The organism is Pseudomonas sp. GW822-FHT06D10 (genome assembly GCF_058799535.1).
In genome coordinates this window covers 193,454-210,096 of sequence record NZ_JBXALN010000012.1, presented here as the reverse complement: position 1 = coordinate 210,096, position 16,643 = coordinate 193,454, and the positions used below count along the sequence as shown (strand labels likewise).

Below are 16,643 nucleotides of genomic sequence, written 5' to 3'. Positions count from 1 at the left end.
TCCCCTAGGGGACTCGAACCCCTGTTACCGCCGTGAAAGGGCGGTGTCCTAGGCCACTAGACGAAGGGGACACGCTACAGCATTCACTTCCTTCAACGTTTTGCTATTTGCTTTCCGTTGAAAGTGGCGCGCATTCTATGGATGCTTTGGGAGGCCGTCAACCCCCAGATATAATTTTATTTAAATCAATGACTTCGGGGCTGTTTTAGGCCCGCTTCAGGGTTTTCTGCCGTCCGCGCTTTGACGCCTATATTCTGGCACTCGACAAGGCGTTATAGTCCTCCACAGCCGGTGATGGCAATTTGAACCCTGGGATCCCCCGAGGCAAATGCCACCTATATAAGCAGCACAATCCATGCCCGGCTCGTCGAGCGGCGCTATGCGTCTAAATGCCAAGCCACTACACTCGCACGCGAATCCCATAACGAGGTTTTAACGGTGACACCACTCATGATCACCCTGCTGGTAATAGCCGGGATCGCACTATTGATCGCCATTGGCTACATGAACCATGTGGTGGAAAACAACAAACTGGAAAAAGCCCGCACCAAGGTCGAACTCAATGATCGCCTGCGTCGTTGCGGCGAGATCACCGAAACCTTCCCCGGCCAGTTCATGTCACCGGCCCTCAAGCTGCTGCTGACGCGCCTGGAGCTGAACGTCGTTCAGCGCATGCTCAACCTCGATAAAACCGACAGCGCCCTCAAGGCTCGCCTGGCTGAGCTCAATACCCTGGTGGGCCAGGGCGAGTCGATCCCGGTGAACAACCCACCGGCACCGATCCAGACCGAAGCCAAGGCCAAGGACGTGCGCTTCCTGCTGGAGGCCATGCACGGCCAGGTCACTCGCGCCGCCCACGACGGTTTCCTGCAGCCCAACGAAGCCAAGCGCTGGATCAAGGAGATCCGCCACATCCTGGTGCTGCTGCATATCGAGTTCTTCAACAACCTGGGCCAGTACGCCCTGCAGCAGAATCAGCCGGGCCAGGCCCGGCTGGCCTTCGAGCGTGGCGTGCAGTACCTGCGCAAGCAGCCGGACCCGGCGGTCTACAAGGAGCAACTGGAATACCTGGACAAACTCCTGGCCCGGGCCAATGCCATGGTGCTGTCGACCCTGGAACCTGCCCCGGACGAAGACAACCAGCTGACCCAGGGCCTCAAGACCGTGGAAGCCGACGCCGACTGGAAAAAGAAAGCCATCTACGACTGACAGAAAAAACCCTTGCCCGGAACACCCGGGCAAGGGTTTTAGAACGCTGCGCCCTCCCCGTCGCTACAAGCGGAAATGCCCCACCATCCCCTTCAGCTCCACGCCCAACTGCGCCAGTTCGATGCTCGACGCGGCGTTGCCCTGCATCGCCAGGGACGACTGATCGGCACTGGCGCGAATGCTGGTGACACTGCGGTTGATCTCTTCGGCCACCGAGCTCTGCTGCTCGGCCGCAGCGGCGATCTGCTGGTTCATCTGCTGGATCAATGACACCGCCGCGGCAATGCTGCCCAGGGCGCTTTCGGTCTGCAGGGCATCGCTGACCGCCAGCTTCACCAGCTCGCCACTGCTCTGGATCTGCTGCACCGAGGAGTCGGCCGCCGCGTGCAGAGCCGTCACCAACCGGGCGATCTCTTCGGTGGACTGCTGCGTGCGTTTCGCCAGGGCCCGCACTTCATCGGCCACCACCGCAAACCCCCGGCCCTGCTCCCCGGCCCTGGCGGCTTCGATAGCGGCGTTGAGGGCCAGCAGGTTGGTCTGCTCGGCCACGCTCTTGATCACATCCAGCACGCTACCGATGTTGTCGATTTCCGCGCTCAGGCTCTCGATACCACTGCTGGCACGGCTGGCGGAATCCGCCAGTTGCTCAATGCGCTGCATGCTCTGGCGCACCACTTGCTGGCCACTTTCGACCTTGTCGTCCGCCGCCTGGGCGGCTTGGGCGGCCTCCTCGGCATTGCGCGCCACATCGTGCACCGTGGCGGTCATCTGATTCATGGCCGTGGCCACTTGCTCGGTTTCTTCCTTCTGGGTGCTGACTTCCAGGTTGGTCTGCTCGGTCACCGTGGACAGCGACTGAGCCGAACTGGCCAGTTGCTCGATCCCCGCCTGCAGGCCACTGACAATGCCGCTCAGGCCGCTGCCCATCTGCTGCATGGCCTGCATCAACTGACCGATCTCGTCACGTCGGGTCACCTCCACGGTCGCGGTCAGATCACCGGCAGCAATCTGCTGAGCCACGTGCATCACACTGCGCAACGGGCGCACGATCAGGCGGGTGACGCTCAAGGCCGCCAACAGCCCCACCAACAGCGCCAGGGCCGAGGAGCCGATGATCAGCAGGGAGTTCTTGTCCAGTTCCCCCAGCATCGAATGCTCTTGCGCCCCGTACGCCTGATCAACCCGCGCCATCACCTGGGCGGCGCGCTCATGCAACTGCTGATAGACCTGCTTCTCCTGGGCCAGCAACCCGGTGTACTCGTTGAGCTTCTCGCTGAAGTTGCCGATATGCCCCGAGACTTCGTTGAGCACCGTCTGATAGCCCGCATCCTTGACCGTGGCCTTCAACTGCTCGGCCTGGGCCAGGGCCTGATCGGCCTGCTCGATCTTGCCCTGCTCGGCGGGCTCCTGGTCGCCGCCCTTGCGGTTCTGATCCAGGCGCAACCGGGCCTCATTCATGGCCTGCAGCATCAGGCGTGAAACCTGGCTGATCTGATTGGCCTGCTCGATGAATTCGGCACCATCCTTGCCCTGGGATTCCTTGAGCGTATAGGCACCGTCATCCGCCAGCCCCGCCTGCAGCACGTCCAGGTTATTGGCCACGCTGGACACCGACCAACTGGCCATTTCCAGGGCCAGGTCCTTGGCCTGGGTCAGCTCGACGAACTCGTCGAAGGCCTTGCGATAGTCCGCCAGCGCCAGCTCCACATCGCCCATCGCGGTCTGGTTGGCCGCCGACCGCACCTTGAGCTGCTGGGCCAGGGCCTGCAGGCCTTCCAGGCTTTCATGCAGGCTGTCCACGGTCTTGCTGTCGCCATGCAGAGCGTAGTCCTGCTCCTGCAGCCGCACCTTGAGCACGCCGCTATTGAGCTGGGACATCTGCTTGAGGCCATCGAAGCGCTGGCTGATGGTCTGCAGGGACCAGACACCGATCCCCGCCACCAGAGCGGTTAGGAGCAACACCAGGGCAAACCCGATACCCAGTTTCTTTGCCATGCCCAGGTTGGCAAAACGTCCACTTGCGGCCGAAGTCATGGTGCGCAGTCCCCTTCCAATCCCCAATGGCAATAGGGCCATCTTGTCTTGGCGAAGGGTCGCAACGGCATGCACCGGCGCACAAGTCTCTGACATCGGAATAATGGCAAAAAGCTACGCCGAGGTCGTTTTCAGGACACTGGAGGTCGATTCCATCGGCATCAGATCGCGGTGGCCCCGCCGTCGACCGCCAATGCATGGCCGGTGGTAAAGGCCGCGCCATCGCTGCACAGGTAGAGCACCGCACTGGCGATCTCCTCGACCTTGCCGATGCGCCCCACCGGGTGCATGGCCGCGGCGAACTCGGCCTTCTTCGGGTCCGCCTCGTAGGCACGGCGGAACATGTCGGTGTCGATCACCGCCGGGCATACCGCGTTCACGCGGATTTTCTTCTTCGCATATTCGATGGCCGCCGACTTGGTCAGGCCGATCACCGCATGCTTGGAGGCCGCATAGATGCTCATCTTCGGCGCCGCGCCCAGGCCCGCCACCGAGGCGGTGTTGACGATCGCCCCACCGCCCTGGGCCAGCAGCAGCGGCAACTGGTACTTCATGCACAGCCAGACCCCTTTGACGTTGACCCCCATGATGGCGTCGAACTCATCCATGGAGCCCTCCGCAAGGCGGCCCTTTTCGATCTCGATACCGGCATTGTTGAAGGCGTAATCCAGGCGCCCATAGGCTTCGATGGTGCGGGCCATGAGGCTTTGCACATCAGCCTCCAGGGTAACGTTGCACGGCACGAACAGCGCCTCGCCACCGGCCTCGCGGATCAGCGCCACGGTGCCCTCGCCCCCCGCCGTGTCCAGGTCCGCCACCACCACCTTCAAGCCTTGTGCGGCAAATGCCTGGGCGGTGGCCCGGCCGATACCATTGGCTGCGCCGGTCACCAGGGCCACCTGGCCGGAAAACGTCATGCTCATTGCAGGAATCCTCGATCGAATGTGGGTCAGCTACCCGGCCCAATCTAGCCACAGCCGGGGCTGGTGGCGTCAGCACTATCAAAAGCCCGGTTGGATGCTCATGCATTCTGGTGATGAATCTGCCGGGGGCTTTATCAGGGCGATCGATTGGCCTCCATTCGCTGCAGCGGCAAACCTTGCGGCACCGAGGCCAAGGGGCTATCAACTAGGGGTTCATTCATCCCACGAGTGCCTGCCATGACCGCCCTGACCAATCGCCAGTTCCTGCTCGCCAAACGCCCCATCGGACCGGCCACCCGCGATACCTTCACCTACCAGCAAGTGGCAGTGGGCGAGCCCGCCGCCGGGCAGATCCTGGTGCAGAACCAGTACCTGTCCCTGGACCCGGCCATGCGCGGCTGGATGAACGAGGGCAAGTCCTACATTGCCCCGGTGGCCATCGGCGAGGTCATGCGCGCCCTGGGCGTGGGCCAGGTGATCGCCTCCAGCCACCCCGGTTTCGCGGTGGGCGACTACGTCAATGGTGCCCTCGGCGTGCAGGACTACTTCCTCGGCGAGCCCCGAGGCTTCTACAAGGTCGACCCCAAGCTGGCCCCGCTGCCGCTCTACCTGTCAGCCCTAGGCATGACGGGCATGACCGCCTACTTCGCCCTGCTGGACGTGGGCGCGCCCAAGGCCGGCGACACCGTGGTGCTGTCCGGGGCCGCTGGCGCGGTGGGCAGCATTGCCGGGCAGATCGCCAGGATCAAGGGCTGCCGCGTGGTGGGGATTGCCGGCGGCCAGGACAAGTGCCGGTTCCTCATCGACGAGCTGGGTTTTGACGGCGCCATCGACTACAAGAACGAAGACGTCCACGCCGGCCTCAAGCGCGAGTGCCCCAAAGGCGTCGATGTGTATTTCGACAACGTCGGCGGCGACATCCTCGATGCCGTGCTCAGCCGCCTGAACGTCAAGGCGCGGGTGGTGATCTGCGGCGCCATCAGCCAGTACAACAACAAGGAGGCGGTCAAGGGGCCGGCCAACTACCTGTCGCTGCTGGTCAACCGGGCGCGTATGGAGGGGTTCGTGGTGATGGACTATGCCGCGCAGTTCGCCGAAGCCGGGCAGGAAATGGCCGGCTGGATGGCCAAGGGGCAGCTCAAGAGCAAGGAGGATATTGTCGAGGGCCTGGAAACCTTCCCGGAAACCCTGGGCAAGCTGTTCAGCGGCGAGAACTTCGGCAAGCTGATACTGAAAGTCTGAACCCGTAGGAGCCGGCTTGTCGGCGATCCGCAACGGCGGCCGGAAAGGGCCGCCAACCGCAAAACCGCTATCGCCGGCAAGCCGGCTCCTACAAGAGGAAGCGTGTTACAGGGCCAGTTCGGCCACTACGTCGGCCAGGGCCTTGGCCGGATCTGCCGCCTGGCTGATGGGGCGACCGATCACCAGGTAATCGGAGCCGGCATCCAGGGCCTGGCGCGGGGTGAGGATCCGCCGCTGGTCGTCCTGGGCGCTGCCCGCCGGGCGAATCCCCGGGGTCACCAGTTGCAGGGACGGATGGGCGCTCTTCAGGGCCTGGGCTTCCAGGGCCGAGCACACCAGGCCGTCCATGCCGGCTTTCTGCGCCAGGGCAGCCAGGCGCAGCACCTGCTCCTGGGGCTCGATGTCCAGGCCGATACCGGCAAGGTCTTCACGCTCCATGCTGGTAAGCACGGTGACGCCGATCAGCAACGGCTTGGGGCCGCTGCGCTGGTCCAGCACTTCGCGGCAGGCAGCCATCATGCGCAGACCGCCGGAGCAGTGCACATTGACCATCCACACGCCCATTTCCGCGGCGGCCTTGACCGCCATGGCGGTGGTGTTGGGAATATCGTGGAACTTCAGGTCCAGGAACACTTCGAAACCCTTGTCCCGCAGGGTCCCGACAATCTCGGCGGCGCAGCTGGTGAACAGCTCCTTGCCGACCTTGACCCGGCACAGTTTGGGGTCCAGTTGATCGGCCAGTTTCAGTGCGGCGTCACGGGTGGGGAAATCCAGGGCGACGATGATAGGAGTCTGGCAGGCGGACATGAAGGGGCTCTCAGGCAAGTCGAAATCGGCGCGGATTGTAGCGCAAGCCGCGCCGCTCCGGGACCCGATCAGAGGTAAATCCTCCTCAACGGTGCGCAAGAAGGCCGATTGCCCCGGCAATCGCTCCCCCACGCCACGGCATTTGTATCAACCTCGATACACTGACGACACGTCGGCAACAATCCCCGGCGCTACCCTCGCCAGCCGCAACACCCTCGAACAGCACTTCCAGCCCCCGGGCCGGACGCCTATGCTGAAGCCACAACCCCGCCGTCGCCCTAAGGCGCCGGCAGCCTACCTGGCAGACGACCGCACCCATGCAGAACACTTCAGCCCCTCTCAACGAAGACGCCAAAGCATTGGTCAGTGGCGACGACAAACGCTGGAACACCCGGGCCCTGATCGTCGACGACGACGTGCCGATCCGCGAGTTGCTGATCGACTACCTGGCGCGTTTCAACATTCACGCCAGCGGCGTCACCGACGGCGCGGCGATGCGCCAGGCCCTGCAGGCCGAGCACTTCGACGTGGTGGTGCTGGACCTGATGCTGCCCGGCGAAGACGGCCTGTCCCTGTGCCGCTGGCTGCGTACCGAATCGGACATCCCGATCCTCATGCTCACCGCCCGCTGCGAGCCCACCGATCGCATCATCGGCCTGGAGCTGGGGGCCGACGACTACATGGCCAAGCCTTTCGAGCCACGGGAACTGGTGGCCCGGATCCAGACCATCCTGCGCCGGGTGCGCGACGATCGCAGCGAGCAGCGGGCCAATATCCGCTTCGACAACTGGCGCCTGAACAGCGTGCTGCGCCAACTGATTTCCGCCGATGGCCTGGTGGTGCCGCTGTCCAACGCCGAGTTCCGCCTGCTCTGGGTGTTCATCGAGCGCCCGCGCCGGGTACTGAGCCGCGAACAATTGCTGGACGCCGCCCGCGGCCGATCCATCGAGGCCTTTGATCGCAGCATCGACCTGCTGGTCTCGCGCCTGCGGCAAAAGCTCGGCGACGATCCGAAGTCGCCGCAACTGATCAAGACCGTGCGCGGTGAAGGCTACCTGTTCGACGCCCGGGACATCGGCTGATGCGCGGGCGGTTCGATACGCTGTTCGGCCGCCTGTTCGGCGTCCTGCTGATCGCGATCGTCCTCGCCCACCTGCTGGCGTTCTTCTGGTTTCACCACTACGGCCCGCCCCCGCCGCCGCCCCCTCCCGATTCGGCGCAGTTGATCAATGGCCAGCCGCCGCCCCCTTATCCAAGGCGCCCGCCACGGCCCTGGTTCGGCGGCCCGCTGGTGCCCCTGACGTTCCAGTTCATCTCCCTGATCATCGCTGCCTGGTACGGCGCCAAGCTGTTGTCGCGGCCGATCCAGCGCCTGAGCGCCGCCGCCGAGCGTTTGAGCGAAGACCTCGACAGCCCGCCCCTGGAAGAGGTGGGCCCAAGGGAAGCCCGGCAAGCGGCCAGCACCTTCAACCAGATGCAGAAGCGCATCCGCGAGCAGGTGCAGCAACGCGGGCGCATGCTCGGTGCCGTCTCCCACGACCTGCGCACCCCGTTATCAAGGCTGAAACTGCGCCTGGAGCAGATCGAGGACAGCAAGCTGCAAGGGCAGATGCGCCAGGACCTGGACGACATGATCAAGATGCTCGACGCCACCCTCAGTTACCTGCACGAACAACGCACCAGCGAGGCCGAGCAATGGATGGACGTGCAGGCCCTGGTGGAGTCGCTGTGCGAGAACGCCCAGGACCAGGGCGCCGACGCTCAGGCCCAAGGCCATTGCGCGCCGCTGCTGGTGCAACCCATGGCGTTGCAGTCATGCCTCAACAACCTGCTGGACAACGCCCTGCGCTACGCCGGCCAGGCAACCCTGGCCCTGGAGGACGACCGCGGGCAACTGCTGATCCGGGTCATCGACCACGGCCCGGGAATTGCCGCCGACAAGCGTGAAGCGGTGTTCGAGCCATTCTTTCGCCTGGAAGGCTCGCGCAACCGCAACTCCGGCGGCGTCGGCCTGGGCATGACCATCGCCCGTGAAGCGGCGGAGCGCCTGGGCGGCCAACTGATCCTCGAAGAAACCCCCGGCGGCGGCCTGACCGCGGTATTGCGTCTACCCAGGCCTTGAGCGCCTTGTGTGGCGGCAGGTACAAACCGCCAATACCCAGGACAACTCCCCCCCTGAGGCTGCTTGGGCCGGTGTCCCCCCACCGGTTCTATTCATCCGCAGGGAGTGAGCCCCATGATCGATAGCCTCAGCAGCAACTATTCGAGCTATTACAGCTCCAGCAGCACCAGCCGTGGCCAGCAATTGCACAAGGAGCTGTTCGCCAAGCTCGACAGCAACGGTGATGGCGCGGTGGATCAGGACGAGCTGAAAAACGCCCTGTCGCAGAAAAGCGACAACGGCATCCTGGTCAGCCTGAGCAAGAACTTCAGCGACCTGGACAGTGACGGCAGCGGTAGCTTGAGCAGCGATGAAATGGCCGCCATGGCCCCTCCTCCGCCCAAGGACCGCGCCCCCGATACCCAACTGGCGGATGCCCTGCTCGGCGCCCTGGACAGCGATGGCGACGGAGTCATCAGCAGTGACGAACTGAGCACAGCCCTGCAAGCCTCGGGCAACAGCTCCACCAGCAGCGACACCAGCTCGGCTCTGCTGAAGATTCTCGACAGCGACAGCAGTGGCGGCATCAGTAGCGATGAGCTCAAGGCCGCGTTGCAGGCCGGAAGCAACCAGGACAGCGCCCCCCAGGACCCGCAGGCCAACCTCGCCGAAGCTCTGGGCAAGATGATCGCCAGCTTGAGCAAGCAGTATCAGTTGGACACCAGCAGCAGCCTCGGCGGCAGCGTCAACGTCGCTGCCTGACGTCCATTGCCGCTCCCGGGGGGAGCGGCAATCGGTGGTTCAACGCGGCTCCTGGGCCCGGGCCTGGCTGGCGCTCCAGTCCAGCAACAGGCTGTAGGCCACCGCCAGCAGCGTCGGGCCGATGAACAGGCCGATAAAACCGAAGGCGATCAGGCCACCGAACACTCCCAGCAGCACGATCACCAGCGGCAGGTTGCCGCCGCGGCTGATCAGGTACGGTTTGAGCACGTTGTCCACGCCGCTGATGATGAAAGTGCCCCAGATCCCCAGGAACACCGCCATGCCGTATTCGCCTTTCCAGGCCAGCCAGGCGGTAGCCGGGATCCATACCAGGGGCGGGCCCATGGGAATCAGGCTGAGCAGGAAGGTGACGATCCCCAGCACCAGCGCCCCGGGCACTCCGGCAATCAGGAAGCCGATCAGCGCCAGCAGGCCTTGGGCCGCCGCGGTGCCGATCACCCCGTTTACCACCCGTTGCACGGTGCCAGCCACCAGGTCGATGTAGTAGCCGGCGCGCTCGCCGATCAGGCGCTCCAGCAACTTGTGCACGAACAGCGCCAGGCGCGGGCCATCGCGGTAGAAGAAAAACACGAAGACGATGCTCAGGGTCAGCTCCAGAATGCCGCCGCCGATCTGCGCGCTGCGAGCCAGCAGCCAGTTGCCCACCTGCCCCAGATAGGGTTTGACCGCCAGCATCAGGGCCGCGCCCTGCTGGTCGATGCTGTTCCACAAGCCCACCAGGCGCTCGCCCACCAATGGCAGGTTGCCGAGCCACTCTGGAGCGGCGGGCAGGCCGTCGACCTGCACGTCCTTGATGAAGGCCGTGGCATCGCGCACATGGTCCGCCAGGTTGAGGCCGAGCCAGACCAGCGGCGCGGCCACCAGCACCATCCAGCCCAGGGTCAGCAGGGCCGCTGCCAGGGATTCTCGGCCATTGAGCCAGCGGGTCAGCAGGCGCATCAGCGGCCAGCTGGCAAACGCCAGCACGGCGCCCCAGAACAGCGCTGACCAGAAAGGCGCCATGACCCAGAAGCTGGCACCGAACAACACCAGGAGCAGGATCTGCACCAGCAGGCGATCGTTATTGGGCATGAAATGTCTCGCGCAAGAAGAACCAGTGAAGAGTAGGCGAACCCGCGAGCGCGGGCTGCCTGAAACAGCTTAACGCAGTAGTTCGAAATGCAGGCCTGCTGCGTCGGTGTTACCGGTTTCCATCCGCGAGGCCAGCACGCCCTGGCCAATCAGCGCCTGGCGCCAGGCTTCGGCCTGCTTGCCGGACAGGCTGATGCGCAGGGTGGTGTCCAGGTTCAGCCCGCGGGACAGCAGGTTGAGCCAGGTGGGCTGGGGCTCGGCGAGTTTCGGCAGGTCCAGCTTGCCGGTGTCCTTGAGCTGGCGCAGCAGGGTGGCCGAAGTGGGTAGCAGGTCCCCCAGCGGCGCGCTGGCGTCGAACTGCTCCACATGCAGGTAGGCCCTGCGGTTACCCCGGGTGATGCTGTACAGGGCTACCAGGGAGTTGTCCTGGGGCGCCGCCAACCGCAGCAGCAGATAGGCCTGCTGTTCATCGGCGCCAAACAGCTTGGCGTTGCCGAATACTTCGTTGGCCCACAGGCTGCTTTCACCGCAATCGCGTGCCTGGCACCAGAACAGCAGCTCGGCGCCCTGCTTTTGCAGCGCCTCCCTGGCCAGGGTGAAGGCCTCGTTGGATGTGCGCTCGGCGGGCAACTGGTAAGTGATGGCGGTGAGCTTGCCGCGGGCATTGACCTGGCCATCGAAACGCAACTGGCCGCTGATACGGCGGATCGAACCCAGGGGGTAGACGCGCTCCTGCTCCACTTCGGGGCGGTAGTCGACGATCTGTGCATCGGTCAGACGGGGGACCAGGGGCAGGTCGTGGCTGCCCGGCAGATCGGCGGCAAGCACCAGGGTACTTGCCAGGGACAGGCCCAGAACACTGATTGAACGCATGGAAACTCTCATCGGATAAGCATGGCCTGGGCGCCCTTGACGACGCTGGCATCGTCGCTGCGTTGTGGAACCTGCAAGCCTCGCTGCACCGCAGGACGGGCCTCCAGGGCCGCCATCCAGCGTTGCAACGCCGGCAGGCCCTGCACCGAAACCCCGGACCATTCATGGCCGCGCACCCAGGGGAAGGTGGCGATGTCGGCAATGCTGTAGTCGCCGGCCAGGTACTCGGCCTGTTGCAGGCGGCTGTCGAGCACTTCGTACAGGCGCCGGGTCTCGTGCTGATAACGGTCGATGGCGCCCTGCAGCTTCTCCGGGAAATAGCGGAAGAACACATTGGCCTGGCCCTGCATGGGCCCGACCCCGCCCATCTGGAACATCAGCCATTGCATGACCAGCGAACGGCCCTTGGGATCGGCCGGCAACAACTGGCCAGTGCGTTCGGCCAGGTACACCAGGATCGCGCCGGACTCGAACACCGGAAAATCGCCATTGTCGCGATCGACGATGGCCGGAATACGCCCATTGGGATTGATCTTCAGGAACGCTGGGGCCTTTTGCTCCTTCTTGTCGAAACTCAAGGCGTGCACCTCATAGGGCAGGTCGAGTTCCTCAAGCAGGATGGAAACCTTGTGACCATTGGGGGTCGCAGCGGTGTACAGATCTATCATGGTTGTCTCCCATTTCAACCCGCCCAGCCTCGACAGTTGATCCCGTCAAGTCAAGGAACGGCGAAAAACCGATTGAAACAGTCTGCGACAAAGGTGGCACCCGCCTCGTCGTTGAGGTGCAGGTGATGCCCGCCGGGCAACTGCTCAACGCTGAAGGGTAGACGCTGCAACAAGGCCTGGTGCTTGGCCAGCATGCCATCGGCGGCCACCACCAGTTGCGTCGGGCAGGCGACCCGCTGAACAAAGGACATGGCCTGCTCCTCTGTCAGGCGCAGCGGCGAAGCCAGGGTCAGGCGGCTGTCGCTGCGCCAGGTATAGCCCCCGGGCACCGGCATCAGGCCGCGCTGGGCCAGCAGTTCGGCCGCCTCGCGGCTGACCGCCACCAGGCCCTTCATGCGCGCCTCGATGGCCCGTTCCAGGGTGGCGTACACCGGCTTGCTCTTGTTCTGCAGATTCAACTGTGCCTGCAACGCCATGCCCAGGCGCTCGGCGGCGTCCTCGCCATTGGCCGTCGGCGGGATCACCCCATCGATCAGGGCCAGGTGGCTGACCCGCTCCGGCATCGCCGCCGACAGCACCAGCGAGACGATCGCCCCCAGGGAGTGACCGATCAGGGCAAAGCGCTTCCAGCCCAGTTGCTCGGCGGCTTGCAGCACGTCATAGACGTAGTCCCACAGGGCATAGCCGGCCCCCGCCGGGCGATGCCCGGAATGACCGTGGCCGGCCAGGTCCAGGGCAACGATGCGCAGGCCGGCGAGCTTGGGCGCCAGCCGGGCGAAGCTGTTGGCGTTATCCAGCCAGCCATGCAGGGCGATGACCGGCAGACCGTCCTCGGGCCCGAATAGATGGGCCGCCAGTTCGATGTGCGGCAGGTTCAGGCGGACTTCTTCGACGGCGTGGCTCATGCAGGGCTCCGTTGCCAGCGGGTGAACAGCTCCTTGAGCAGCGCCGCGGTGTCCTGGGGGCGCTCAAGGGGAAACATGTGGCCACCGGGCATGGTCAGCGACTCGCCCAGGGGCATGCGCCCGACCGCACTGGTGTGATGGCGCATCACCACCCGGCTCTGCTGTCCGCGCACCACCGCCAGCGGTACCTTGAGCTGGCGCGCACTGCCCGGGCTGGTATGAGGCACGCCGCGGTAGATGCTGATTTCCGTGGCCGGGTCAAAACGCAGGCGCAAGCGATCCCCCACCTGCTGCAGGCCGTGCTGCAGGTAAGCATCCAGGCAATCGGGATCGAAGGCCCGGAACAGCGTCTTGCGGGAGAAGTAACTGCGGGCGGCCTCGATGTCGGCAAACTCTTCGCGGCGCCCCAGGGTGCGCCCGGCCGGAGTCAGCCGGTCGATGAAGCCCAGGCGCTTGGCGGCGCGGATCACCCATTGGTCGGCCCGGGTCAGCACCGGCGAATCGAGCATCACCACCCCCCGATACAGCTCCGGGCAGCGCAGGGCCGCGTGCAGGTGCAGCACACCACCCAGCGAATGCCCCACGCCCCAGACCGGCTGGGCCTGCTGTTGCAGGTGGTGGATCAGTTCATCCACCAGGCTGCGCCAGTTGTCGTCCACCGGAAAGCGCGGGTCGTGGGCATGCTGCTGCAGATGAGCCACCTCGAATTCCGGCGCCAAGGCAGCAAACAACTTGCCGTACGTGCCGGAGGGAAACCCATTGGCGTGAGCGAAAAACACCTGTTGCGACATACCGACCTATCCATCCACCAAACGAACACCGATTGTCCGCAGGCCCTTGCACCAGGGCAATGACCGTAACGGACAGGAATGCTGACACCCAGGCTCAGCCTATGGCGCGTTGCCTCATTGCGCCGGCGGGTTCTGCCCGAGGGGCACTACCGCCATGGTCAGGCGCGAGACGCAACTGGCCTTGCCTTCATCACTGCTCAGGCGGATGTCCCAGACATGGGTGGTGCGCCCGATATGAATGGCCTTGGCCACCGCCGTGACCCGCCCGGTGCGCAAGCCCCGCAGGTGATTGGCATTGATCTCCAGCCCCACGCAGTAGAACTTGCTGGCGTCGATGCACAGGTAGCTGGCCATGGAGCCGACGGTTTCCGCCAGCACCACCGAGGCCCCGCCGTGCAGCAGCCCGTAGGGCTGGTGGGTGCGATGGTCGATGACCATGCTCGCGGTCAGTGACTGCTCGTCATAGGACTCGAAGCGAATATCCAGCACTTCGCCGATGGTGTTCTTCTGGATCGCGTTCAGTTGCTCGATGTTCGGAGTGGTGCGCCATAGACTCATCGCCGCTTCCCTTATGGGTGGTTATTGTCGGTCAATCCTGCCACAGCACGGCCTCGCTGCGCTCGCTCCAGGCTTGAAAGCTGCCGCCATAGGTGGCTTCGATCACATTGCGCTTGATCTTCAGGGTTGGAGTGAGAAAGCCGTTTTCCACCGCCCAACTGTCCTTGACCACCACCAGCCGATGCAGCCGCTCGTGCTTGTCCAGGCTGCCATTGACCTGGGCCAGCAGGCTTTCCAGGCTGCTGTGCAAGCCGTCCCGGGCACTGCCGGCGGCGGCCTGCACGCCCGCAGCCGAAAGCACGCACAGGCCCAGGGGGGCAATCAGCCCGTCGCCCACCACGCACACCTGCTCGATATGGGCATGCACCGCCAGGCGGTTCTCGATGGGCGCCGGGGCCACGTACTTGCCCTTGCTGGTCTTGAAGATCTCCTTGAGCCGGCCGGTCAGGCGCAGGTTGCCGGCGGCATCCTGCTCCCCCTTGTCGCCGGTGCGCAGGAAACCATCCTCGGTGACGGTTTCAGCGGTCTTCTGCGGGTCCTTGAAATAGCCCTGCATAGTGGCTCCGCTGCGTACCTGGACCTCCCCCGCCTCGTCGATGCGCACCTCGACTTCCGGGCAGGGCCGGCCAATCCAGCCGGGTACATGCTCACCGGAGCGGCCGATATGGGAGTAGCCGCAGCTCTCGGTCATGCCGTACACCTCCAGCACGTCCAGCCCGAGGCGTCGATACCAATGCAACAGGGTCTGGGGCACCGGTGCCGCTCCCGACAGCGCCACCCGCAACGCGTCCAGCCCGAGCCCACTCAGCACCTTGTGGCCGACACGCTTGCCGATAAAGGGCAGGCCCAGGAGAAAATCCAGGCGCTTGGCCGGCACCTTGCTGTAGACCCCCATCTGGAACTTGGTCCAGATCCGCGGCACGCCAAACAGCGCGGTGGGCCGGGCTCGCTGCAGGTCGGCGAGGAAGGTGTCCAGGCTTTCGGCGAAGAACACCGTCTGCCCGGTATAGATCGCCGCCATCTCGACAAACATGCGCTCGGCCACGTGGCACAGGGGCAGGTAGGACAGCAGCCGGTCCTCGGGGCCCAGGCCGAACATCTGCACACCATGGCTGGCGGCAAAGCCCAGGTTGCCGAAACTGTGCATTACGCCCTTGGGCAGCCCAGTGGTGCCGGACGTATAAATGATGGTGGCCAGCTGATCGGCCGCAGGGCTCGGGCTATCCTCGATCGGCGGACAGCGCTGCAGGTCTTCCCAACTGAAATCGAAAGGGCCTTCGGGGGCCAGGGGCAAGCGGATGGTGGGCAGCCCGGCCTTGATCCCGAGCGCCATTTGCGGCCAGTCGTCGAGCTTGCCGATAAAGGCCAGGGCCGACTCGGAATGCTCCAGCACCTGGGCCACCGACTCGGCCGTGAGATTGGGATACAACGGCACCGAGACATGCCCGGCGATCCAGATCGCCAGGTCGGCAATGACCCAGTGCGCGGAGTTCTTGCCAATGATTGCAATGTGGCTGCCGGAAGGCAGCTGGCGCTCGCGCAGCCATTGGGCGGCACGCCGGGCCTGCTGGCCCACCTCGAACCAGCTCAGCTCCTGCACCTGCCCGCCGGCACTGGGCTGGACCAGAAAGCGCTGCTGGGGATGACGAGCCTCGCGCTCGTAGAACACTTGCAGGGGCAAACGAAAAGCAGCAGACATGACTCGCTCCTTTGTTCTTATTCTGTTCGTGACACCAACCAAGCACTTGCTTGGTGGACTATTCCACGCACAAAGGAGCGCTGCAAGTTAAGAAATGTAGCGGATCGCAACCGGGCATCGGTGGGTTCGAGGCAACAACGGCGGCCCGGCATGCCCGGCCGCCGCGCCCATCAAGGGTGTGTCACGGCATTCAAGGTCATCAGCCCCGCCAGGGGCCAGTCGCCTTCGAGTTCCGCCAGGCTGGCGGTGTTCATCGGCTGCGGATCACGCAGGTGGCCGTGCTGCAACAGGCCGATCAGGTTGCCCACCAGGGGTTGATGGCTGACCAGCAGCAGGTTGTCGGCACTGTCCAGTTGCTCCAGCACCTGCAGCGGGTTGGCCTCGGGGGTGAGCCAGGGCACGGTGCGGATCTCGCCTTCAAACCCCAGGGCCTCGCGCACCAGTTGTGCAGTCTGCTGGGCACGTACATAAGGGCTGACGAGGATCGCGGCGATGGGCTGGCCGATCAGGTGCGCGGCGCTGCCCAGCACTTCCTCGCGACCGTGGGCCGTGAGGTTGCGCTGGGCATCGGTCGGCGCATGGGACTCGGCCTGGCCGTGACGCAGCACCCACAGCTTCACAGCTTGGGCTCCTCGTCACGCACCGGGTGAGGCGCTGGCGGCACGCTATGGGGGGCTTCGCCTTCAGGCGCCCGGGGAGCGGGCCAATCGGCGAACGGCCAGGGTTTCTGTTCGGTATGGAAGCTGCCGAACCGACCGATCTGCGCCAGGAACTGGCTCAGGCTATCGCCGAAGTTCATCAGGCCGGCATTCGGCGCGCCGTAGATCAGGCGATAGATCAACTGCACCAGCACCAGCACGCCCAGGAGAAACTGCGCCACCTGCCACACCAGCACGAATATCAGCATCCACAGCACCCGCAGGAGGATGGACTCGTATTTGGCTTCGGAATTCGTATCGTTCATGTCTGGCTCCTGTGC

General features: G+C 64.5%; 17 protein-coding genes and 1 pseudogene. 5 read left to right on the top strand and 13 right to left on the bottom strand.

The window, feature by feature from the left end:
* The first annotated feature begins 450 nt into the window (after positions 1–450).
* A complete protein-coding gene (locus AC1RL5_RS31095) occupies positions 451–1,209 on the top strand; it encodes a hypothetical protein (protein ID WP_015634689.1) in 759 nt (252 codons plus the stop codon).
* A 63-nt stretch (positions 1,210–1,272) separates the two neighbouring features.
* On the opposite strand, the gene AC1RL5_RS31090 is transcribed toward AC1RL5_RS31095, so the two are convergent.
* From AC1RL5_RS31090 to AC1RL5_RS31080, 3 genes and pseudogenes are all read right to left on the bottom strand, one after another.
* The gene (locus tag AC1RL5_RS31090; protein ID WP_370059478.1) at positions 1,273–2,136 is read right to left on the bottom strand and encodes a methyl-accepting chemotaxis protein; all 864 of its coding nucleotides are present in this window, start codon (positions 2,134–2,136) and stop codon (positions 1,273–1,275) included.
* A pseudogene (locus tag AC1RL5_RS31085) lies at positions 2,134–2,358 on the bottom strand (HAMP domain-containing protein); the annotation flags it as partial. The pseudogene AC1RL5_RS31085 and the gene AC1RL5_RS31090, both read right to left, overlap by 3 nt.
* 1,046 nt (positions 2,359–3,404) lie before the next feature.
* Positions 3,405–4,166 carry an SDR family oxidoreductase gene (locus tag AC1RL5_RS31080; protein ID WP_011060086.1) on the bottom strand — a complete coding sequence of 254 codons (762 nt, stop codon included), beginning with the start codon at positions 4,164–4,166 and terminating at the stop codon, positions 3,405–3,407.
* Positions 4,167–4,403: 237 nt separating this feature from the next.
* Between AC1RL5_RS31080 and AC1RL5_RS31075 the strand changes: the two genes are divergently transcribed.
* Positions 4,404–5,408, top strand: coding sequence for an NADP-dependent oxidoreductase (locus AC1RL5_RS31075; protein ID WP_019095878.1), 1,005 nt, complete (start codon positions 4,404–4,406; stop codon positions 5,406–5,408).
* A gap of 105 nt (positions 5,409–5,513) precedes the next feature.
* Here the strand turns inward: AC1RL5_RS31075 and pyrF are convergent, their stop codons facing one another.
* Positions 5,514–6,215, bottom strand: coding sequence for an orotidine-5'-phosphate decarboxylase (gene pyrF, locus AC1RL5_RS31070; RefSeq protein ID WP_011060084.1), 702 nt, complete (start codon positions 6,213–6,215; stop codon positions 5,514–5,516).
* A 317-nt stretch (positions 6,216–6,532) separates the two neighbouring features.
* Between pyrF and AC1RL5_RS31065 the strand changes: the two genes are divergently transcribed.
* From AC1RL5_RS31065 to xopAW, 3 genes are all read left to right on the top strand, one after another.
* Positions 6,533–7,297, top strand: a complete 765-nt coding sequence (locus AC1RL5_RS31065; protein ID WP_011060083.1) for a response regulator — start codon at positions 6,533–6,535, stop codon at positions 7,295–7,297.
* Positions 7,297–8,337 carry a sensor histidine kinase gene (locus tag AC1RL5_RS31060; RefSeq protein ID WP_019095148.1) on the top strand — a complete coding sequence of 347 codons (1,041 nt, stop codon included), beginning with the start codon at positions 7,297–7,299 and terminating at the stop codon, positions 8,335–8,337. Before AC1RL5_RS31065 ends, AC1RL5_RS31060 begins: the two co-directional genes overlap by 1 nt.
* Before the next feature lie 114 nt (positions 8,338–8,451).
* Positions 8,452–9,078, top strand: a complete 627-nt coding sequence (gene xopAW, locus AC1RL5_RS31055) for an EF-hand domain-containing protein (RefSeq protein ID WP_072451649.1) — start codon at positions 8,452–8,454, stop codon at positions 9,076–9,078.
* A 39-nt stretch (positions 9,079–9,117) separates the two neighbouring features.
* Here the strand turns inward: xopAW and AC1RL5_RS31050 are convergent, their stop codons facing one another.
* The 9 genes from AC1RL5_RS31050 to AC1RL5_RS31010 all read right to left on the bottom strand — a co-directional run bounded on the left by AC1RL5_RS31050 (position 9,118) and on the right by AC1RL5_RS31010 (position 16,628).
* A complete protein-coding gene (locus AC1RL5_RS31050; RefSeq protein ID WP_011060080.1) occupies positions 9,118–10,170 on the bottom strand; it encodes an AI-2E family transporter in 1,053 nt (350 codons plus the stop codon).
* Between the two features lie 69 nt (positions 10,171–10,239).
* On the bottom strand, positions 10,240–11,043 hold the full coding sequence (locus AC1RL5_RS31045; RefSeq protein ID WP_053156988.1) for a DUF4892 domain-containing protein: 804 nt from the start codon (positions 11,041–11,043) through the stop codon (positions 10,240–10,242).
* 8 nt (positions 11,044–11,051) lie between these two features.
* Positions 11,052–11,711: a glutathione S-transferase family protein gene (locus AC1RL5_RS31040; protein ID WP_492590146.1), complete on the bottom strand. Its 660-nt coding sequence runs from the start codon at positions 11,709–11,711 to the stop codon at positions 11,052–11,054.
* 50 nt (positions 11,712–11,761) lie between these two features.
* Positions 11,762–12,616, bottom strand: coding sequence for an alpha/beta hydrolase (locus tag AC1RL5_RS31035; RefSeq protein ID WP_041116759.1), 855 nt, complete (start codon positions 12,614–12,616; stop codon positions 11,762–11,764).
* Positions 12,613–13,407, bottom strand: coding sequence for an alpha/beta fold hydrolase (locus AC1RL5_RS31030; RefSeq protein WP_011060076.1), 795 nt, complete (start codon positions 13,405–13,407; stop codon positions 12,613–12,615). The genes AC1RL5_RS31035 and AC1RL5_RS31030 overlap by 4 nt, the downstream gene beginning before the upstream one ends.
* Before the next feature lie 114 nt (positions 13,408–13,521).
* On the bottom strand, positions 13,522–13,965 hold the full coding sequence (locus AC1RL5_RS31025) for a hotdog fold thioesterase (RefSeq protein WP_011060075.1): 444 nt from the start codon (positions 13,963–13,965) through the stop codon (positions 13,522–13,524).
* A 31-nt stretch (positions 13,966–13,996) separates the two neighbouring features.
* Positions 13,997–15,664, bottom strand: coding sequence for an AMP-binding protein (locus tag AC1RL5_RS31020; protein ID WP_103407551.1), 1,668 nt, complete (start codon positions 15,662–15,664; stop codon positions 13,997–13,999).
* Between the two features lie 170 nt (positions 15,665–15,834).
* The gene (sixA, locus tag AC1RL5_RS31015; RefSeq protein ID WP_093406499.1) at positions 15,835–16,284 is read right to left on the bottom strand and encodes a phosphohistidine phosphatase SixA; all 450 of its coding nucleotides are present in this window, start codon (positions 16,282–16,284) and stop codon (positions 15,835–15,837) included.
* Positions 16,281–16,628, bottom strand: a complete 348-nt coding sequence (locus AC1RL5_RS31010; RefSeq protein ID WP_123576770.1) for a DUF4389 domain-containing protein — start codon at positions 16,626–16,628, stop codon at positions 16,281–16,283. The genes sixA and AC1RL5_RS31010 overlap by 4 nt, the downstream gene beginning before the upstream one ends.
* Between the last annotated feature and the right edge of the window lie 15 nt (positions 16,629–16,643).